The following is an 18,529-nucleotide window of genomic DNA, read 5'->3' on the forward strand; positions in this document are numbered from 1 at the left end:
CCGACCGCCATTGCCGGGCAAAACCGACAGCGCACGAAGCAGAAAGGACCGGAAACAACAAGGCCGGGCAAAACGCCCGGCCTTCGCCAACACAGCATGCGCGCCGCACAACCAGCGGCACGCACGCGCTCGAACGATCGTCAGACCGCCATCACCGTCACCGACTTCGTGACGAGATACGGCTCCAGCGCTTCCGGTCCGCCTTCCGACCCGTAGCCCGAATCCTTCACGCCGCCGAACGGCATTTCCGGCCACGGCGTCGCGGGCTGGTTGATCCACAGCATCCCGACTTCGAGGCGCTGCGTCAGCAGGTGCACGTTCGCGAACGAGCGCGTGAACGCATAGCCGGCCAGCCCGAACGGCAGACGGTTCGCTTCGGCGATCGCGTCCTCGAGCTTGTCGAAGCCGCGGATCGCCGCGACCGGACCGAACGGCTCGTTGTTGAACACGTCCGCTTCGAGCGGCACGTTCGCGATCACGGTCGGCGCGAAGAAGTTGCCTTCCGAGCCGATCCGTTCGCCGCCGGTCTCGATGCTCGCGCCGACCTTGCGCGCGTTCTCGACGACCGACGCCATCGCGGTCAGCCGGCGCGGGTTCGCCAGCGCGCCGAGCGTCGTGCCCTCCTCGAGGCCGTTGCCGATTTTCAGCCCCTCGGCGTGCTGCACCAGCGCGCGCGTGAATTCGTCGCGGATGCTGTTGTGCACGAGAAAACGCGTCGGCGAAATGCACACCTGGCCCGCGTTGCGGAACTTCGCGCCACCGGCGGCCTTCACCGCCAGCGCGACGTCCGCATCCTCGGCGACGATCACCGGCGCGTGGCCGCCCAATTCCATCGTCGCGCGCTTCATGTGCTGGCCGGCGAGCGCGGCGAGCTGCTTGCCGACGGGCGTCGAACCCGTGAACGTCACCTTGCGGATCACCGGGTGCGCGATCAGATACGACGAGATTTCCGCCGGATCGCCGTACACGAGGCCGATCACGCCGGCCGGTACGCCCGCGTCGGCGAACGCGCGCAGCAGCGCGGCCGGCGACGCCGGGGTTTCTTCCGGCGCCTTCACGAGGAACGAGCAGCCGGTCGCGAGCGCAGCGCTCAGCTTGCGCACGACCTGGTTGACCGGGAAATTCCACGGCGTAAATGCCGCGACGGGGCCGACGGGCTCCTTCACGACCATTTGCTGCGCGCCGAGATTGCGCGGCGGCACGATCCGGCCGTACACGCGGCGGCCTTCGTCCGCGAACCATTCGATGATGTCGGCTGCCGACAGCACTTCGACACGCGCTTCCGTCAGCGGCTTGCCCTGCTCCTGCGTCATCAGCTGAGCGATCGTGTCGGCGCGCTCGCGCACCAGCGCCGCGGCCTTGCGCATCGTCGCCGCGCGCTCGTTCGCGGGCACCTTGCGCCATGCCTCGAAACCGCGCTGCGCCGCAGCGAGCGCGCGATCGAGATCGGCGATGCCCGCGTGGGCCACCTTGCCGATCGCCTTGCCCGTCGCCGGGTTCACGACGTCGATCGTCTTGCCGCTCGCGGCGTCGACCCACTCGCCGTCGATCAGCAGTTGCGTATCCGTATAAGTCACGTTAGCCATCCACACACCCCTACTTTGCGTCGATAAAACGCGCGCTGCCGCGAATGGCCGCGCGCCGGTTGACAGAAAGCGCTGCGTTGCCGGGCGCGATGCACCCGGCAATGTTCGACGACGGGCAAGCGGCACGCATGCCCGTCGTCATCCGCCACGGTCGGCCGCGCTCAGCGCGTGGCCGCCGTCGCCTTGCGGAGTTTCGCGACGTCCGCCGGCTGCACGGCCGGCGCGCCGTTGTTCCAGCCGGCGCGCATGAACGTCAGCACGTCGGCGATCTGGCGGTCGTTCAACTGGTTCGAGAACGCCGGCATCGGATACGCGGACGGCACGCCGCCGATCACGAGCGACTCGCTGCCGTTCAGCGTCACGTTGATCAGCGACGATGCATCGGCCTCGAGCACGTTCGGATTGCCGGCGAGCGGCGCGAGCAGCGGCGCGTAGCCGCGGCCGTCCACGCCATGACAATGCAGGCAGTAAGCGTTATACACCTTTGCGCCCGGATCGTTCGCCGGCCGGCCAAGCGAGACCTGCGTCGCCTTCGGATCATAACGGTAAGGCGGCGCGCCCGTGCCGCCCGCCGCCGGCAGCGACTTCAGGTAACGGGACATCGCCGTCAGATCGTCGTCGGTCAGTTCCTGCGTGCTGTGGTTGATCACGCTGACCATCGAGCCGAACGCGGTCGCATGGCGGTTCGCGCCGGTCTTCAGGAACTGCGCGAGCTCCGCGTCGCTCCAGCGGCCGAGCCCCGTATTGTGCTCGCCGGTCAGGTTCGACGCGAACCAGTTGTCGATCGGCGCGCCCGACAGGAACGCCGCGCCGCCTTCGTCCAGCGCCTTCTCCTGGAAGCCGACGCCGCGCGGCGTATGGCACGACCCGCAATGCCCGAGCCCCTGCACGAGATACGCACCGCGGTTCCACGCCGCGTCCTTGGCCGGCTTGTCGGCGTACGGCTTCGTGTCGAGGAACACCGCGTTCCACAGGGCCAGCGGCCAGCGCATGCCGAGCGGCCACGGAATCTCGGACGCACGGTTCGCCTGCTTCACCGGCTCGACGCCGTGCATGAAGTACGCGTACAGCGCCTTCACGTCGTCGTCGCGCAGCTTTGCGTACGACGGATAAGGCATCGCCGGATACAGGTGATGGCCGTCCTTCGCAACACCCGCGCGCAACGCGCCCGCGAACTCGGCTTCCGTATAGCCGCCGATGCCGGTTTCGGGGTCGGGCGTGATGTTGGTCGTATAGATCGCGCCCATCGGCGTGACCATCTTCAGGCCGCCGGCGAACGGCGCGCCGCGCGGCGCGGTGTGGCACGCCACGCAGTCGCCCGCCTTCGCGAGATACGCTCCGCGTGCGACCAGCGCGCTATCGGCCGGCGCCGTTTGCGCGGCATGCGCCGCGGTGCCGGCCGTCAGCGCGGACAGCGCGATCAACGATGCGCCGAACGTACGCGCGACGCGATTCGAGTGGTTCCGGTTCAGGTTCAGGTTCAGGTTCAGGTTTCGCATGGTTCGTCCCTCCCCTCAGGCCGTCTTCAGTTGGCTGCCGACCGGCAGCTTGCGCAGCCGCTTGCCGGTCGCCGCGAAGATCGCATTCGACAAGGCCGCCGCAGTCGCAGCGGTGCCCGGTTCGCCGATGCCGCCCGGCGCCTCGGCGCTCTTCACGAGATGAACCTCGATCGGTGGCGTCTCGTTGATGCGCATCATCCGGTAGTCGGTGAAGTTGCTCTGCACGACGCGGCCGTCCTCGATCGTGATTTCGCCATACAGCGCGCCCGTGATCCCGAAGATGATGCCGCCCTGCACCTGCGCCTCGATCGTGCTCGGATTCACAGCCATCCCGCAGTCGACCGCGCACACGACGCGCTTGACCTGCACTTCGCCCTCCTCCACCGCGACGTCGATGACGATCGAGAAGAAGCTGCCGAACGCGTGCATCACCGATACGCCGCGCCCTTGCCCCTTCGGCAGCGACGTGCCCCATCCGGCCGCCTTCGTCGCGACGTCGAGCACGTTGCGCGCACGCGGCGTCTTGTCGAGCAGCGCGCGGCGATACTGGACGGGATCGGTCTTGGTTTGCGCCGCCAGCTCGTCGATGAAGCTCTCGACGACGAACGTGCTGCGCGTCGGGCCGACGCCGCGCCAGAACGCGGTCGGGATGTGGCGCGGCTCCTGCCGCACATAGTCGACGAGCTGGTTCGGCAGGTCGTACGGCAATTCGGCGGCAACCTCGACCGCGTCGGGATCGACGCCGTTCTTGAACGCAGGCGGCGCGAAACGCGCGATGATCGACGAGCCGACGATCCGGTGCTGCCACGCGACCGGCTTGCCGTTCGCGTCGAGGCCGGCCGAGATCCGGTCGTAGTAGTACGGCCGGTACATGTCGTGCTGGATGTCTTCCTCGCGCGTCCACACGACCTTCACGGGCGCGTTGACCTGCTTGGCAACCTTCACGGCCTGTCCGATCATGTCCGTCTCGAGCCGCCGGCCGAAGCCGCCGCCGAGCAAATGGTTGTGCACGACGATCTTCTCGGGTGCGAGCCCCGTGAGTTGCTGCACCGTATCGCGCGCCCGCGTCGGCACCTGCGTGCCGACCCAGATCTCGCAGCCGTCGGCGCGCACCTGCACCGTGCAGTTCACCGGTTCCATCGTGGCGTGCGCGAGGAACGGCTGCTCATAGACGGCATCGACGCGCGTCTTCGCGTTCGCGAACGCGCGGCCGACGTCGCCTTCCTTGCGCGCGACGGCACCCTTGCCGTTCGCGGCGGCCTGCGCGAGATCGGCGACGATGTCCTTCGTCGACACCTTCGCGTCCGCGCCTTCGTTCCATTTGACGACGAGCGCCGACGCGCCGCGCTTCGCGGCCCACGTGTGATCGCCGACCACCGCGACCGCGTTGTCGACGCGCACCACCTGACGCACGCCGGGAATCTTCCTCGCGGCCGTATCGTCGACGCTCGCAACCGTGCCGCCGAACACCGGGCTGTTCACGATCACCGCGTACAGCATGCCGGGCAGGCGCACGTCGAGCCCGAACTGCGCGGTGCCGTCGACCTTCTCCGGCGAATCGAGCCGCTTCACCGGCTTGCCGATCAGCTTGAAATCGGCCGGCTGCTTCAACGCGACGTCCTTCGGCACCGGCAGCTTCGACGCGGCATCGGCGAGCTGGCCGTACGATGCGCGCCGGCCGCTCGGCGCGTGCTGCACTTCGCCGTTTTCCGCGCGGCAGGTGGCCGGATCGACGTTCCATTGCTTGGCCGCCGCGGCAACCAGCAGCGTGCGCGCGGTCGCGCCCGCGCGGCGCAGCGGTTCCCACGCGTAGCGCACCGACGTCGAGCCGCCCGTCAGCTGGCCGCCGAGCAGCGGATCGAGGAACAGCTTCTCGTTCGGCGGCGCATGATCGAGCGTGACGTTCGACAGCGGCACCTCGAGTTCCTCGGCGATCAGCATCGGCAGCGCCGTGTAGACGCCCTGGCCCATTTCCACTTTCGGCATCACCAGCGTGACCTTGCCGCTGCGGTCGATCTGCACGAACGCGTTCGGCGCGAATACGCCGGCACGCGCGTTTTCGTCCGCATCGCCGCCGATCACCGAACGCCGCCGCGCGTCATCGCCGGCCGCCGGCATGCTGAAGCCGAGCAGCAGGCCGCCGCCCGCCGCCGCGCCGAGCGACATGCCCACCTTGAGAAACGAACGGCGCGACACGCCCGCGCCGGCCCGACCTGCTTCGATCAGTCCTCGCGACATGTCAGCTCCCCTTCGCGGCGTGCTTCACGGCCGCGCGAATCCGGTTGTAGGTGCCGCAGCGGCAGATGTTGCCGGCCATCGCCGCGTCGATGTCGGCATCGCTCGGGCTCGGGTTCGACGCGATCAGCGCCGTGGCCGCCATCACCTGTCCGGACTGGCAGTAGCCGCACTGGACGACGTCGAGCTCGCGCCACGCGTCCTGAACCTTCTGGCCGGCCGGCGTCGCGCCGACGGCTTCGATCGTCGTGATCTTGCGGCCCGCGACGGCCGCGACCGGCAGCACGCACGAGCGCGCGGCGACGCCGTCGAGATGCACGGTGCACGCACCGCATTGCGCGATCCCGCAGCCGAATTTCGTGCCGGTCAGGCCGACGACGTCGCGCAGCACCCATAGCAGGGGCATGTCGTCGGGGGCGTCGACCGTGCGGCTCTCGCCGTTGATATTGAGGGTGACCATTCAGCCTCCGGGGCCGGTGTATTGGGGAAGCGGCGCGACCGGCGCGCCGGATTGTTCATCGCCGCCGCGCAGCGCACGGCGGCTGCCGCGCGGCCCGGGTGGGACGAGCCGCGGCGGGGGTTCCGCGCGGGTTATTCGGCCGCGTCGATGCCCGACAGCACCTTGATCACGGGCGGCGCCGAGAACCATTCGGTCGACTTGGTACGAAACGCGGTGAAGTGCGGGCTCGCGAGGTGCGCGTCGAACGCGGCCTGGTCGTCGTAGATCTCGAACAGGTGCAGCGCCGGCGAGCCGTCCTGTTCGCGGAACAGGTCGTAGCGGAGATTGCCGGGTTCGGCACGGGTCGCCGTGACCATGCTGCGCAGTTCGGCTTCGACGGCCTGCGCGTGTTCGGGTTTCGGAAATATCGATGCCATCACATACAGCGCCATGTTTTTCACTCCTTGGGAAACGGAATCGAGCATGCCATAAGCCGGCATCCGGTGACGCCAGCGTGCAGACGGACGCGTCGCCTCAGGCCAGTTCGTCCGGGCCGACGCGCACGACGACCTTGCCGAAGTTCTTGCCGGCGAGCAAGCCGATCAGCGCATTCGGCGCATCGGCGAGATCGGGGATCACGTCTTCCAGCGTCTTCACCTTGCCCTGCGCGACCCACTCGCTCATCTCCTTCAGGAACGGCGCATAGCCCGTCGCATAATGATCGAGAATGATGAAACCCTGCATCCGGATGCGCTTGCGCAGGATGGTGCCCATCAGCGCCGGCACGCGGTCACGGCCGCTCGACACCGCGGTGTCGTCGTACGCCGCGTCGTTGTAATGCGCGATGATGCCGCACACCGGCACGCGCGCGTGATCGTTGAGCAGCGGCCACACCGCGTCGAACACGGCGCCGCCGACGTTCTCGAAATAGACGTCGATGCCGTTCGGACACGCTTCCTTCAGTTGGGCCGCAAACTGCGGATCGCGATGATCGATGCACGCGTCGAAGCCGAGCGTGTCCTTCACGTACGCGACCTTGTCGGCGCCGCCCGCGATGCCGACCACGCGGCAGCCCTTCAGCTTCGCGATCTGGCCGACCACCGATCCGACCGCCCCGCTCGCGGCGGCGACGACCACGGTTTCGCCGGCCTTCGGCTCGCCGATCTTCAGCAATCCGGTGTACGCGGTGAACCCCGGCATGCCGAGCACGCCGAGTGCATACGACGGATGCGCGAAGTCGCGGCCGAGCGCAATGAGATCGCTGCCGTCGGACAACGCGTAGTCCTGCCAGCCACCGCCGGCGACGACCAGGTCGCCTTCGCGATACGCGGGCAGGTTCGATGCGACGACGCGGCTGACCGTGCCGCCGGCCATCACGTCGCCGAGTTCGACCGGCGGCGCATACGACGGCGCGTCGCTCATCCGGCCGCGCATGTACGGATCGAGCGACAGCCAGACCGTGCGCAACAGCACCTGTCCGGCGCCGGGCACCGGCACGTCGGCGGTCTCGGTGCGGAAGTCGTTCGGGGTGGGTGCGCCGACCGGGCGCGCGTTCAGGACGATTCTGCGGTTTGCTGTCTTGGTTTGCGGCATGGGAACCTCCGTCAACAGGAATGGATGTGCCAGGGGCACGATCGGATCAACGTTCGACAACCGTGATGCGCGAGGCGGCGGGCGTGCCGGCGAATCGGCCGGGCAGCCGCGGTCTGGCGGATCAAGCCATCGGACTCCGGCGTGAGTAGACCGGTCGTCTAGTGCGCACGGAAAAACAAGGCGCGCCTGTGCGCGCCCGGGTTATGACTGCGCTCCGTCTGGCTCGACGGGCGGCAGGTTCAGCATCCGCCGGGTTTCGAGCATCGCGCGCTCGAGCGGCTGGCGGTTGCGGTGAATCTTCTCCAGCAGCGTTGCGCCCAGCCACAGCTCGTACAGGATCGCGGCCGTATGTGCGGGATCGTCGACGCCGCTCAGCGAACCGTCGGCCAGCCCGGCCTCGATGCCGCCCGCGAGCCGCTCGATGATCTGGCTGGTGCCGCGCCGCAGCACCGCGCGCATCGGCTCCGACAAGTCGGACACTTCCGCGCCGAGCTTCACCGCGAGGCACTTGCCTTCCGGATCGTCCGCGCACTGCATCTGCAGCCAGTTGTTCCAGTACGTCATCAGGCGCTGCGCGCCCGTGCCGGCCTGATGCTTGAACAGGTTGTCGAGATACGCGAGATAGCCTTCGAAATACGACTCGAGCAGCGCCTCGCCGAATGCTTCCTTCGAGCCGAAGTAATGGTAGAACGAGCCCTTCGGGATGCCCGCCGCGGCGAGAATCTCGTTCAGACCGACCGCCGAGAACCCCTTCTGGAGCATGATCGGCTTCGCGGTATTCAGGATGTGATGGCGGACTTCCGCGCCTGAAGATGCATTCATGATGGCGTATCTTAGCAACGATTAGACCGGTCGTCTAGTGACGTCGAGCCGGCAAGTTCAGCGGCACTTTACCCGAATCGCACGGCGGCGCGGGTGCGTTGTCGCCGCACCGGGGCGCCCTTTTCAACTCGGGCTTCGGAATGGGCTTCCGGGCGGTCGGCTCCGCCGCGCGCAGACTTCCGCCGGCGGGGCGCCCGGCGCACGGAGCATCGGGGGCGCGATCAGGATTTGTCCGTTGATACAGATCAACCGTGCAGAATCGCAGCACGCGATCATGACGCCATGTCCTGCGCAAGCAGCGGCACCTTCGCTTGCGGCAAGCCGTGTCACCGGCGGCCGCCTTCCCGGGAGAACATCATGATCCGACCGCAATACCGAAGCGCGCTTGCGACGGCCTGCGTGTTCATCGCACTCGCGTCGCTGCTGGGTGTCGTCCACGCGATGCTGGTCGACGAGCGGATCGTCCCGTACGCGATCGTCACGCTGGTTTCAGGCATCGTCGCGTTCGTCGCGCAGCTGAATCCGGCGTCGAGGGCGCGATAGCGACGTACTCGTGTCAAGCGGCGATGCCAGCCGCGCTTGGCGCGAAAGCGCCCGCCCGCCCGGTGCCTGTCACGCCCCGCCCGCCAATCAGCTCACTTCGATGATCACCTTCAACGCGTTGGTTTGCGCGGCGCGCTGGAACGTGTCGTACGCCCGCTCGACGTCGTCGAGCGAGAACCGGTGCGTGATCAGGCGCTTTGGATCCAGCCGCCCGGCGCGCACCGTCTTCAGCAGCATCGGCGTGCTGACCGTATCGACGAGCCGCGTCGTGATCGAGATGTTCCGATCCCACAGCTGCTCGAGGTGCAGGTCCGCCTTGACGCCATGCACGCCGACGTTCGCGACCACGCCGCCCGGCGCCACGAGCGACGTGCACATCTCGAACGTCGCCGGAATGCCGACCGCTTCGATCGCGCAATCCACGCCGACGCCATCGGTCAGCTTCATCACGTCCGCCACCGGGTCGCCGCCGCGGCCATCGAAGCAGTCGGTCGCGCCGAACTGCCGTGCGATCTCGAGGCGGTTGCTGTCCGGGTCGATCATGATGATCCGCGCGGGCGAGTAGAACTGCGCGGTCAGCAATGCCGCCAGCCCGATCGGCCCCGCGCCGACGATCGCGACCGAGCAACCCGGCTGCACCTTGCCGTTCAGCACGCCGCATTCGAATCCGGTCGGCAGGATGTCGGACAGCATCACGAGTGCGTCCTCGTCCACACCTGGCGGAATCCGGTACAGGCTGGTCGATGCATGCGGGATGCGCACGTACTCGGCCTGCGTGCCGTCGATCCGATGGCCGAGAATCCAGCCGCCGGTCGTGCAATGCGAATACAGCCCGCGGCGGCAATACTCGCACCGGCCGCACGACGAGATGCATGAAATCAGCACGTGATCGCCCGGCTTCAGCGAGTCGACCGCGACGCCGACCTGCTCGACGATGCCGACGCCTTCATGGCCGAGAATGCGGCCCGGTTCGCACGTCGGCACGTCGCCCTTCAGGATGTGCAGGTCGGTGCCGCAGATCGTCGTGCGCGTCACGCGCACGATTGCGTCGGTCGGCGACTGCAATTCAGGCTTGGGCCGTTGTTCGAGCGCCTTGCGCCCCGGGCCGTGATAAACGAGTGCTTTCATCGCTGTTACTCCATTGAAAAGGCGGCCTGTTCGGTCATAGGCACCGGCGCATGCCGATCCTGCGCCAGCAGCGCCGCCAACGCGCACGACGCGACCCGGACGGCCACGCTGTCGGCGCGGCTCGTCAGCACGATCGGGACGCGCGCGCCCACGACGATCCCCGCGTTCGCGGCGCCGCCCAGGTATTCGAGCTGTTTCGCGAGCATGTTGCCCGCTTCGATATCGGGCACGATCAGGATGTCGGCGCGGCCGGCAACCGGCGAATCGATCCCCTTGTCGCGCGCGGCGCGCAGCGATATCGCGTTGTCGAACGCGAGCGGGCCGTCGACGATCGCGCCCGCGATCTGCCCGCGCTCGGCCATCTTCGCCAGCGCCGCCGCATCGAGCGTCGAACGCATCGCCGGATTGACGGTCTCGACCGCGCACAGCACGGCCACGCGCGGGCACGCAACGCCCAGCGCATGCGCGACGTCGACGGCGTTCTGCGTGATGGCCGCCTTCTGCGCGAGATCGGGTGCGATGTTCACGGCCGCGTCGGTCAGGATGAACGGTCTCGGATACGCCGGCGTTTCGATCAGGAAGCAGTGCGACATGCGCTTGTCGGTGCGCAGCCCCGAACCGGCGGCGACAACCGCGCCCATCAGCTCGTCCGTATGCAGGCTGCCTTTCATCAGCGCGCCGGCGCGGCCGGCCGCAGCGAGCTCCACCGCGCGGGCCGCTGCCGCATGACTGTGCGGCACGTCTTCGATCGTCCATTTCGAAAGATCGACACCTGCGTCGTCCGCGACGCGCAGCACCTTTGCGCGCGGCGCGACGATCAGCGGCTCGATCGATGCCCCCAACGGCGAAGCGGCGAGCGCGGCAAGCGCCGCGAGACTGGTCGCGTCGCACGGATGCACGACGGCAACAACGAGCGCCGGCGCGTTGCATGCACGCGCGATCAACGACGGCAGTGCGCCGTCCGCACGCGGCAACAGGCCCGGCAGGCGCGCGCCATCGGGCGCATCGACATACGGATTGCCGTTCATGTTTCGAGCACGTAGGTGCCGGGCGCCGCGCCGAGCCCGGCGGTCGGCGTGCGGGCCGGCACGTCGTCCGACGAACGCTCGTGCAGCCAGTCGCGCCAGCATGTCCACCACGATCCGTCGACTGCCGCCGTTTCCCGCACGAAGTCGTGCCGGCTGCGGTACGGCGCGCCGGGCTTGCGCGTCGCGCGGCGGTAGTGGCGTCCCGGATGACCGGGTTCCGACACGATGCCCGCGTTATGGCCGCCCGACGTCAGCACGAAGGTCAGCGCGTGGTGCGTGAGCAGATGCAGCTTGTACACCGAACCCCACGGCGACACGTGATCGCGCTCGGTGCCGACCACGAACGTCGGCACGTCGATATCCGACAACGCGACCGGCCGCCCGTCGACGCAGTAGCGGCCGACCGCGAGATCGTTGTCGAGAAAGAGCCGCGTCAGGTATTCCGAATGCATGCGATACGGCATGCGCGTGGTGTCCGCATTCCACGACATCAGGTCGTTCGGCTTCGTGCGCGTGCCGAGCAGGTATTCGCTCATCATCCGCGACCAGATCAGGTCGCGCGCATTCAGCAGCTGGAACGCGGCGGACATCTGCGCGCCGTCCAGATAGCCCTGCCGCCACATCAGCGCATCGAGCGCGGACAATTCGCTCGCGTCGATGAACAGGCCGAGTTCGCCGGGTTCGCTGAAATCGGTCTGCGCCGCCAGCAACGTGATGGATCGCAGTGCTTCGTGTTGCCGGCCGTCGCGCGCAAGCGCCGCCGCAACGATCGCCAGCAGCGTGCCGCCGAGACAATAGCCGACCGCGTGAACGGCTCCGCCGCAGACCGACCGGGCCGCATCGAGCGCCGCCATGCATCCGTCGCGCAGATAGTCGTCGAGCCCGAAGTCGCGCGCCTCCGCGCCGGGGTTGCGCCACGACACGGCAAACACGGTGTAGCCCGCATCGACCAGGAAACGGATCAGCGAATTGTGCGGCTGCAGATCGAGGATGTAGTACTTCATGATCCACGACGGCACGATCAGGATCGGCTCGCGCGCGACACGCGCCGTGGTCGGCTCGTACTGCAACAGTTCGCACAACGCATTGCGCCAGACGACGCGCCCCGGTGTGATGGCCACGTCGCGCCCCGGCAGATACGTCCGAGCGTCATGCGCATGCGTGCCGCCGGCACGCTCGAGGAGCTCCTTCGCATCCTCCAGCCAGTTCAACGCGCCTGCCGCGAGATTCGCCCCGCCGCTGGACATCGTCGCGTCGAGCACGACCGGATTGGTCGCCAGGAAATTGCCCGGCGAGCACGCGTCGAGCCACTGTCGCGCAGCGAATCCGACCAGTTCCTCATGGTGCCGCTCGACGCCCGGCACGCCGTGCGTCGCGTCGCGCCACCAGCGCTGGATCGCCAGGAAGCTGTCACGGTATACGTGAAACGGCCAGCCGGCCCACGCGGGCGCCGCGAAGCGCGGATCGGCCTGCCCCGCGTGCACGGCCAGACCGGTCGGGTCCGCCTCGCCGGCCTCGGCCTCGCACTGGTCTGCTGCCGGTGCAACGGCGGCCACGCACGCCTGCATCGCGAGATCGAAGCATTTGCCCGGCGACACCGCGAGATGCGCGGCCCAGTCGAGCGTGGCGAGCGCCAGCGACACGGGCGACAGCCCGAACGTCATCGCCGCCACGTTCGCATGCGCCGCGCGGTTCCATTGTTCCGCCGGCGTCGTACCGGCTTGCGGGCATTGTGTCGCGCTCGACTCGGGTTCGACCGCGCCCGATGGCCGTATCGATTCGTTCCCGCGCGGGGCGCGCGTGACGGACGCTTTCATCAGAATCTGCTCCGGAAAACCCTGCCTTTTCCCGAGGGACTTCCTTCGGGTCGTACGGCGGGAAGTGGCGTGGGACGACGTCAACGCATGTGCATCCCGCCATTGACGTCGAATTCCGCGCCGGTCGCGAACGCCCCTGCGTCGGAACACAGGAAGGCGACGAGCGCCGCGATTTCGTCGGGATCGCCCAGGCGGCCGACCGGAATCTGCGGCAGGATCTTCGTGTCGAGCACGTCTTTCGGCACCGACTCGAGCATCGCGGTCGCCAGATAACCGGGCGCGACCGTGTTGACCGTCACGCCGTGGCGCGCGAGTTCGAGCGCCAGCGCCTTCGTGAAGCCATGGATGCCGGCCTTCGCGGCCGCGTAGTTCGCCTGCCCGTATGCGCCACGCGAACCGTTCACCGAGCCGATGTTCACGATGCGCCCGAAACCGGCTTCGATCATGCCCGGCACGAACGGCTTCGTCATGTTGAAGATGCCGTCGAGATTGGTACGCAGCACCGCATCCCACATGCTCTTGGTCATCTTCACGAAGGTGGCGTCGTGCGTGACGCCGGCGTTGTTGACGAGCACGTCGACGTGCCCGAATTCGGCCAGCACGCGTGCCGCGCACTGCTGGCACGAATCGTAGTCGGCGATGTCGACCTCGAACGCATGGAACGTGCGGCCCGCTTCGCGTTCGTGCGTGAGCCACGTCGCGACGTGGTCGTTGCCTTCCGTGTGCGACACCGCCACCGTCATCCCGGCCTCGTGCAGGCGACGGCTGATCGCGGCGCCGAGGCCGCCCATGCCGCCGGTGACGAACGCGACACGATCAGCGCACATGGCCGTTCTCCGGTGCGCCAGCCATGCCGTTCAGGCGCCGGGCGCCATCCGGCGCACCGTTACTCGCGCCAGCCGCGTCCTCGATCCCGTGCTCCAATGACGTCATCCAGTCCGCCCACGGCATGCTGGCCTCGTTCACCACCGCCAGTCGTCCCAGATCGGGCAGCCAGTCGGTCTGAAAACGCGACAGCGCACCCGCACCGTATTCGCGCAACCAGGTACGCCATACGCCCGCGCTCTCGTACTGCGCACGCATGCACAGCTCGGCGGCATCCTGCCAGATCGCGATGCTCGCGATCGCATAGTCGCGCATCACCTGCCGGGTTGCCTCGCCGAAGGCCGTCCACTCGTTCGTGTCCGCCAGCGTCTGCTGCAGCTGGTGCACCGCCGAGCGGTCACGCTCGATGCCCCGCCCTGCCAGCGCATGCCATTCGTGCTGCCAGTCGCTGTTCAGCTCGACCATTCGCAGCGCGAGATCGCAGCCCGCGCGGCAAACGTCGTTCGGTGTCGTCAAAGCGTACGTGCTCATCGGCTCCCCTCTTTCGATCCGGTCAATGGGTCGGCATCACGCCGCATGCCGCGTGCCCGGGATCGGCATTGCGACCGTTTCACTGTGCGGCCATGGCGCACGAGTGCCGTTGATCTGAGTCAAGCCCGCGAAAACCCTGCTTCGTAGACTGGTTTGCACTGGCGGATCACCCGTCGATGGAGCGATTCCGATGAGCTACAAGAGCATGGTCGTGCACCTCGATACGAGCACCCGCGCGCATTCGCGCCTCGAGTTCGCATTGCGCGTCGCCCGGCGCTTCGGTGCGCATCTGACCGGCGTGTTCGCGGTCTACACGCCGGAACCGCATTCGTTCTACGTGATGGCCGGGTCCGCCGACTACTTCCGCGAGCATCGCGAACAGCGCGACGAACGGCGCGCCGCTCTGGAGCGGCTGTTCCATGCGGAAACGGCGCGCGCGAAAGTGCCGGCAGCCTGGGTACGTGCCGACGACGAACGCGCGAACCTGGCCGTGCCGCGGGCCGCACGCCTTGCCGATCTCGTGATTGCCGGCCAGAGCGACCCCAACGACCCCGAGACCTATATCGACGACCAGTTTGCGGAAAATCTCGTGTTGTCGGCGGGCCGTCCGGTGCTGTTCTGGCCGTACACCGGCGAATTCCCGTCGGTTGGCGAACGGGTGTTCGTCGCGTGGGACGGTGGCCGGGAAGCGACCCGCGCCGCGCACGACGCGACGCCCTTTCTCGAACATGCGAAGCGCACGACTGTCGCCGCCGTGGTCGACGGCGCTTCCGAAGCCGCGGCCACGCGCATTCCGGCCGCCGATGCCGCGCTGATGCTCGCGCGCCATGCACGCGACGTGAACGTGCTCGATATCGATACCGGTGACGGTTCGCCTGTCGGCGACACGTTGCTGTCGCGCGCTTATGAAACGGGTTCCGACCTGCTCGTGATGGGCGCCTACGGCCACGCGCGCTGGCGCGAGCTGGTGATGGGCGGTGCCACGCGCACGGTGCTGGCGTCGATGACGCTGCCGGTGCTGATGTCGCACTGAGCCGTCCGATGCGTACACTCGCGCTGCTCGTCGTCAATGCCGGATCGTCGAGCGTGAAGTTCGCGGTCTTTGCGTATCCGCCGCACGGCGATCCCGCCCGGCGGCCGCTGCACGAGGGTGAAGCGGTCACAACCGGCAACGGCGCGTCGATCCGCTTCGATGCGCAGCCGCACGATTCGCTGCCGCTTGTCGCGGGCGATCCGTACCGCGCCGTCCTCGCGCGGATCGCGACGTGGATCCGCGTGCAGTTGCCGCACGTCACGCTCGGCGCGATCGCGCATCGCGTCGTGCACGGCGGCGCGCGGTACGTGGATCCGGTGGTCGTCGACGACGAAGTACTGGACGCGCTGCGCACGCTGACGCCGCTCGCGCCCCTGCATCAGCCGCACAGCCTCGACGCGATCGACGCGCTGCGCGACGCGTTTCCGGACGTCGCGCAAATCGCGGTGTTCGACACGGCGTTTCATTGCACGCTGCCCCGTGTCGAGCAACTGCTGCCGTTGCCGCATGCGTGGTTCGACCAGGGCGTGCGTCGCTACGGCTTCCATGGACTGTCGTACGAATACCTGGCCGTCGCGCTCGACGAGTCGTTCGGCTCGCGCGCGCACGGTCGGGTGATCGCCGCCCATCTCGGCAGCGGCGCGAGCCTGTGCGCGCTGCGCGACTGCCGCAGCGTCGCGACGACGATGGGTTTCTCCGCGCTCGACGGCTTGATGATGAGCACCCGCTGCGGGACGCTCGATCCGGGTGTCGTCCTCCACCTGCTCGAGGCCGGGAAGCTGTCGGGCGACGACCTGGGGCACCTGCTGTATCACGAATCGGGGCTCAAAGGCGTGTCGGGCGCGTCGGGCGATCCGCGTGTGCTGCTGGCGTGCGAAGCGGCCGGCGACACGCTGGCCCGCGATGCGCTGGCGCTCTACGTCCATCGCATCGTGCGTGAAGCGGGTGCGCTGACCGCCTTGCTCGGCGGTCTCGACATGCTGGTCTTCACCGCCGGCATCGGCGAACACTCGGCGGTGTTGCGCGAGCGGATCTGCACGTCGCTCGGCTGGCTCGGCATCGCGCTCGACGCGCGCGCGAATGCCGCGCATGCCCATGTGGTGTCGTCTGCGTCGAGCGCGGTCACGGTGGTTGTCGAGCCGACCAACGAAGCATGGGTCGCGGCGCGCGCCGCGGTGCGCGTGCTGCGCGGCGACCGCGACGGTTGATCCAGATCAGCGCGACCGGCACACGTGCGCCGATGATGATTCCATCGGCATCCGCTCAAGGGAAACGTCATGTACTCGAACATTCTGGTTGCGCTCGACGGCAGCGATACGTCGTCGCGCGCACTCGACGCCGCGCTGACGCTCGCGTCGCAGACGCATGCGCGGCTGACGCCCGTCTACGTCGCCGATTTCCTGGTGCCGGCGTACGACGCGGCCGGATACGATCCATCGATCCTGATCGATGCATTCCGCGAAGAAGGGCTGCGCGTCACGGCGGACGCGGCAACACGCATGAAGGCGCGCGGCGTGGCCGGCACGCCGCAGATCGCCAATGTCGCGCCGGCGGGTGAAGACGTCGCGCAACGGATCGTCGGCTTCGCCGGCGAAATCGATGCCGACCTGATCGTGCTCGGCACGCACGGCCGGCGCGGCTTTCGCCGCGTCGTGCTGGGCAGCGTGGCCGAACGCGTGCTGCGGCATGCCACGTGTCCAGTGCTGATGATTCCGGCGCGTTGCGCGGCCGGGGCATCCGCCGGGACCGCCGCCGCATCAACCGAAAAGGAGTCGTCATGAGCTACAAGACCCTGCTCGTCCATCTCGACGACAGCGACCGCTGCCACGCGCGCGTCAACCTCGCGCTCGAACTCGCGGGACGCTGGAATGCCCACCTGATCGGCCTCTACGCGGTCTGTCAGGATCTATTCGAGCCATTGCGGCGGCCGGACGAGCCGCTCAAGCTAGCCGTCTACGAACGCCTGTGCGAGCAGCGGCGCAAGGATGCGGAAGAACGATTCCTGATGGCCGCCGAGCGCGCCGGACGCAGCGTCGAATGGCAGGCGCCGGCCGGCGACGTGACCGGTACCGCGATCCTGCATGCACGCCATGCCGATCTGCTGGTGCTGGGTCAGGAAGATCCCGACGACCGCATGACTTTCGTGGCGCGCCATTTCGTCGAGGACGTCGTGATGGGCAGCGGCCGGCCGGCGATCGTCGTCCCGTACGCGGGCGACGTGCGAACGCTCGGCGAGAACGTGCTGATCGGCTGGGACGGCGGACGCGAGGCCGCCCGCGCGACGGCCGACGCGCTGCCGCTGCTCACCCGCGCGCGCTTCGTCCACGTCGAGACGGTCACCCGCGGGCATCCCGATCCGGACGAGACGCCGGCCGGCGTCGATGTCGCCGCGTATCTCGAACGGCACGGCATTCGCGCGTCGTTCTCCACCACGCCGCGCGAGCGGTCGGTGAGCGTGGGCGCGATGCTGCTGAACCGGGTGACCGACGTGCATGCGGATCTGCTGGTGATGGGCCTGTACAGCCATGCCCGCATGCACGAACGTGTGCTGGGCGGCGCGACGCGCACGATCCTCGAGACGATGACGGTGCCGGTCCTGCTGTCCCACTGAGCGAGTGACAACGGGCAGCCGCTTGCGGCCGCCCGCTTGTTGTCACGGCCGTCACGACAGGTCGGCGCCCGGGCCCGGCCCTTCCCGCACGACCAGCACCGGCCGATCCGCGATGCGCACCAGCGATTCGACGACGCTGCCGAGCAACGCCCGGCGCAGCCCGCGACGGCCATGCGTGCCCATCACGATCAGGTCCGCATCGCATTCGGCGGCGGCGCGCGCCAGCACGTCCGAAATGCCCGCTCCACACGCATCGATCGTGCGCGCGATGCCGCGTACGCCGGACCGCCGAAACGCGGCTTCCGCGTCCGAGATCGCGGTCGCGGCGTTTTTCGCGTCCAGTCCGCTCGAGTCGCGCTGATCGACATCGCCGTGGTCGACGCTGGCCGGCCGGAGCGCGTCCGATACCACGCACGTGGCGATGACCCGGCCGCCCGAATGGCGCGCGAGTGAAATCGCCTCGTCGAGCGCGAGCCGCGCGCTGTGGCTGCCGTCGAGTGCCACGAGGATCCTTTGGTACATGTTCCCTCCCTGCTGCCGTGCGGGTTCGATCGGTTCATCGAGCCAGTCTGATCCTGACCGGCACTGTTGCCTTGACACCGGTCAACGCCCGCCATACGCGTCCGGCGCATGCCAGCGCCGATCGCGACAAGTTGCCGCGCCCCTGTAGGAATCTCCCTACAAGACTTCCCTTTCACCTACCGCAACTTCAATTCCCGCTGATTTTCTTGACGGCGCGCAACATCCATACTGCATTCCGAAAAGCAAACGTGCCTCACGGAGCCAGGGCAGCAGCATCGCCGAGACCGGCGTAATCGGTCTTCCTGCGCGTCCGATGA

18 protein-coding genes are annotated in these 18,529 nt (G+C 68.2%); 5 read left to right on the forward strand and 13 right to left on the reverse strand.

Translation table 11 applies throughout. The features are described 5' to 3' along the window. Positions 1–140 precede the first annotated feature (140 nt). The 7 genes from SB771_RS14865 to SB771_RS14895 all read right to left on the reverse strand — a co-directional run bounded on the left by SB771_RS14865 (position 141) and on the right by SB771_RS14895 (position 8,174). Positions 141–1,586, reverse strand: a complete 1,446-nt coding sequence (locus SB771_RS14865) for an NAD-dependent succinate-semialdehyde dehydrogenase (RefSeq protein WP_175659231.1) — start codon at positions 1,584–1,586, stop codon at positions 141–143. Between the two features lie 161 nt (positions 1,587–1,747). After that, positions 1,748–3,085, reverse strand: coding sequence for a c-type cytochrome (locus tag SB771_RS14870; RefSeq protein ID WP_244096717.1), 1,338 nt, complete (start codon positions 3,083–3,085; stop codon positions 1,748–1,750). A 15-nt stretch (positions 3,086–3,100) separates the two neighbouring features. Further along, a complete protein-coding gene (locus SB771_RS14875) occupies positions 3,101–5,323 on the reverse strand; it encodes a xanthine dehydrogenase family protein molybdopterin-binding subunit (RefSeq protein ID WP_175659232.1) in 2,223 nt (740 codons plus the stop codon). Between the two features lies 1 nt (position 5,324). After that, positions 5,325–5,780: a (2Fe-2S)-binding protein gene (locus tag SB771_RS14880; protein WP_011658833.1), complete on the reverse strand. Its 456-nt coding sequence runs from the start codon at positions 5,778–5,780 to the stop codon at positions 5,325–5,327. Between the two features lie 131 nt (positions 5,781–5,911). Then, the gene (locus SB771_RS14885) at positions 5,912–6,211 is read right to left on the reverse strand and encodes a putative quinol monooxygenase (RefSeq protein ID WP_105831054.1); all 300 of its coding nucleotides are present in this window, start codon (positions 6,209–6,211) and stop codon (positions 5,912–5,914) included. An 82-nt stretch (positions 6,212–6,293) separates the two neighbouring features. After that, positions 6,294–7,352 (reverse strand): NADP-dependent oxidoreductase, encoded by a 1,059-nt coding sequence (locus SB771_RS14890; RefSeq protein ID WP_175659233.1) that lies wholly within the window; start codon positions 7,350–7,352, stop codon positions 6,294–6,296. Between the two features lie 201 nt (positions 7,353–7,553). After that, on the reverse strand, positions 7,554–8,174 hold the full coding sequence (locus tag SB771_RS14895; protein ID WP_105831053.1) for a TetR/AcrR family transcriptional regulator: 621 nt from the start codon (positions 8,172–8,174) through the stop codon (positions 7,554–7,556). 357 nt (positions 8,175–8,531) lie between these two features. Between SB771_RS14895 and SB771_RS14900 the strand changes: the two genes are divergently transcribed. Further along, positions 8,532–8,717, forward strand: coding sequence for a DUF2964 family protein (locus SB771_RS14900; RefSeq protein ID WP_006752850.1), 186 nt, complete (start codon positions 8,532–8,534; stop codon positions 8,715–8,717). Positions 8,718–8,804: 87 nt separating this feature from the next. Here the strand turns inward: SB771_RS14900 and SB771_RS14905 are convergent, their stop codons facing one another. The 5 genes from SB771_RS14905 to SB771_RS14925 all read right to left on the reverse strand — a co-directional run bounded on the left by SB771_RS14905 (position 8,805) and on the right by SB771_RS14925 (position 14,046). Further along, positions 8,805–9,845: a zinc-dependent alcohol dehydrogenase family protein gene (locus SB771_RS14905; RefSeq protein ID WP_175659234.1), complete on the reverse strand. Its 1,041-nt coding sequence runs from the start codon at positions 9,843–9,845 to the stop codon at positions 8,805–8,807. A gap of 5 nt (positions 9,846–9,850) precedes the next feature. Then, the gene (locus SB771_RS14910; RefSeq protein ID WP_175659235.1) at positions 9,851–10,873 is read right to left on the reverse strand and encodes a bifunctional enoyl-CoA hydratase/phosphate acetyltransferase; all 1,023 of its coding nucleotides are present in this window, start codon (positions 10,871–10,873) and stop codon (positions 9,851–9,853) included. Next, a complete protein-coding gene (locus tag SB771_RS14915) occupies positions 10,870–12,690 on the reverse strand; it encodes a PHA/PHB synthase family protein (RefSeq protein ID WP_175659236.1) in 1,821 nt (606 codons plus the stop codon). The genes SB771_RS14910 and SB771_RS14915 overlap by 4 nt, the downstream gene beginning before the upstream one ends. 80 nt (positions 12,691–12,770) lie before the next feature. Further along, positions 12,771–13,517 (reverse strand): beta-ketoacyl-ACP reductase, encoded by a 747-nt coding sequence (locus SB771_RS14920; RefSeq protein ID WP_175659237.1) that lies wholly within the window; start codon positions 13,515–13,517, stop codon positions 12,771–12,773. Continuing rightward, entirely contained in the window at positions 13,507–14,046 is a 540-nt protein-coding gene (locus SB771_RS14925) for a hypothetical protein (RefSeq protein ID WP_175659238.1), read from the reverse strand. Before SB771_RS14925 ends, SB771_RS14920 begins: the two co-directional genes overlap by 11 nt. A gap of 190 nt (positions 14,047–14,236) precedes the next feature. Here SB771_RS14925 and SB771_RS14930 point away from each other — a divergent pair, with 190 nt between their 5' ends. The 4 genes from SB771_RS14930 (at position 14,237) to SB771_RS14945 (ending at position 17,690) form a co-directional block, all read left to right on the forward strand. Then, complete coding sequence (locus tag SB771_RS14930; protein WP_175659239.1) at positions 14,237–15,079, forward strand: universal stress protein; 843 nt, start codon at positions 14,237–14,239, stop codon at positions 15,077–15,079. An 8-nt stretch (positions 15,080–15,087) separates the two neighbouring features. Next, a complete protein-coding gene (locus SB771_RS14935) occupies positions 15,088–16,287 on the forward strand; it encodes an acetate/propionate family kinase (RefSeq protein WP_175659240.1) in 1,200 nt (399 codons plus the stop codon). A 69-nt stretch (positions 16,288–16,356) separates the two neighbouring features. Continuing rightward, positions 16,357–16,860: a universal stress protein gene (locus SB771_RS14940; RefSeq protein ID WP_175659241.1), complete on the forward strand. Its 504-nt coding sequence runs from the start codon at positions 16,357–16,359 to the stop codon at positions 16,858–16,860. Beyond that, positions 16,857–17,690: a universal stress protein gene (locus tag SB771_RS14945; RefSeq protein ID WP_175659242.1), complete on the forward strand. Its 834-nt coding sequence runs from the start codon at positions 16,857–16,859 to the stop codon at positions 17,688–17,690. The genes SB771_RS14940 and SB771_RS14945 overlap by 4 nt, the downstream gene beginning before the upstream one ends. A 51-nt stretch (positions 17,691–17,741) precedes the next feature. On the opposite strand, the gene SB771_RS14950 is transcribed toward SB771_RS14945, so the two are convergent. Then, entirely contained in the window at positions 17,742–18,212 is a 471-nt protein-coding gene (locus tag SB771_RS14950; protein ID WP_175659243.1) for a universal stress protein, read from the reverse strand. Positions 18,213–18,529 lie beyond the last annotated feature (317 nt).

This window comes from Burkholderia sp. SIMBA_051, from assembly GCF_046534915.1.
Lineage (GTDB): Bacteria > Pseudomonadota > Gammaproteobacteria > Burkholderiales > Burkholderiaceae > Burkholderia > Burkholderia ambifaria.

What these genes read in the sequence shown, in the direction of transcription:
- SB771_RS14865 (WP_175659231.1), bottom strand. Translation starts at nt 1,586, where the DNA reads ATGGCTAACGTGACTTATACGGATACGCAACTGCTGATCGACGGCGAG.
- SB771_RS14870 (WP_244096717.1), bottom strand. Translation starts at nt 3,085, where the DNA reads ATGCGAAACCTGAACCTGAACCTGAACCTGAACCGGAACCACTCGAAT.
- SB771_RS14875 (WP_175659232.1), bottom strand. Translation starts at nt 5,323, where the DNA reads ATGTCGCGAGGACTGATCGAAGCAGGTCGGGCCGGCGCGGGCGTGTCG.
- SB771_RS14880 (WP_011658833.1), bottom strand. Translation starts at nt 5,780, where the DNA reads ATGGTCACCCTCAATATCAACGGCGAGAGCCGCACGGTCGACGCCCCC.
- SB771_RS14885 (WP_105831054.1), bottom strand. Translation starts at nt 6,211, where the DNA reads ATGGCGCTGTATGTGATGGCATCGATATTTCCGAAACCCGAACACGCG.
- SB771_RS14890 (WP_175659233.1), bottom strand. Translation starts at nt 7,352, where the DNA reads ATGCCGCAAACCAAGACAGCAAACCGCAGAATCGTCCTGAACGCGCGC.
- SB771_RS14895 (WP_105831053.1), bottom strand. Translation starts at nt 8,174, where the DNA reads ATGAATGCATCTTCAGGCGCGGAAGTCCGCCATCACATCCTGAATACC.
- SB771_RS14900 (WP_006752850.1), top strand. Translation starts at nt 8,532, where the DNA reads ATGATCCGACCGCAATACCGAAGCGCGCTTGCGACGGCCTGCGTGTTC.
- SB771_RS14905 (WP_175659234.1), bottom strand. Translation starts at nt 9,845, where the DNA reads ATGAAAGCACTCGTTTATCACGGCCCGGGGCGCAAGGCGCTCGAACAA.
- SB771_RS14910 (WP_175659235.1), bottom strand. Translation starts at nt 10,873, where the DNA reads ATGAACGGCAATCCGTATGTCGATGCGCCCGATGGCGCGCGCCTGCCG.
- SB771_RS14915 (WP_175659236.1), bottom strand. Translation starts at nt 12,690, where the DNA reads ATGAAAGCGTCCGTCACGCGCGCCCCGCGCGGGAACGAATCGATACGG.
- SB771_RS14920 (WP_175659237.1), bottom strand. Translation starts at nt 13,517, where the DNA reads ATGTGCGCTGATCGTGTCGCGTTCGTCACCGGCGGCATGGGCGGCCTC.
- SB771_RS14925 (WP_175659238.1), bottom strand. Translation starts at nt 14,046, where the DNA reads ATGAGCACGTACGCTTTGACGACACCGAACGACGTTTGCCGCGCGGGC.
- SB771_RS14930 (WP_175659239.1), top strand. Translation starts at nt 14,237, where the DNA reads ATGAGCTACAAGAGCATGGTCGTGCACCTCGATACGAGCACCCGCGCG.
- SB771_RS14935 (WP_175659240.1), top strand. Translation starts at nt 15,088, where the DNA reads ATGCGTACACTCGCGCTGCTCGTCGTCAATGCCGGATCGTCGAGCGTG.
- SB771_RS14940 (WP_175659241.1), top strand. Translation starts at nt 16,357, where the DNA reads ATGTACTCGAACATTCTGGTTGCGCTCGACGGCAGCGATACGTCGTCG.
- SB771_RS14945 (WP_175659242.1), top strand. Translation starts at nt 16,857, where the DNA reads ATGAGCTACAAGACCCTGCTCGTCCATCTCGACGACAGCGACCGCTGC.
- SB771_RS14950 (WP_175659243.1), bottom strand. Translation starts at nt 18,212, where the DNA reads ATGTACCAAAGGATCCTCGTGGCACTCGACGGCAGCCACAGCGCGCGG.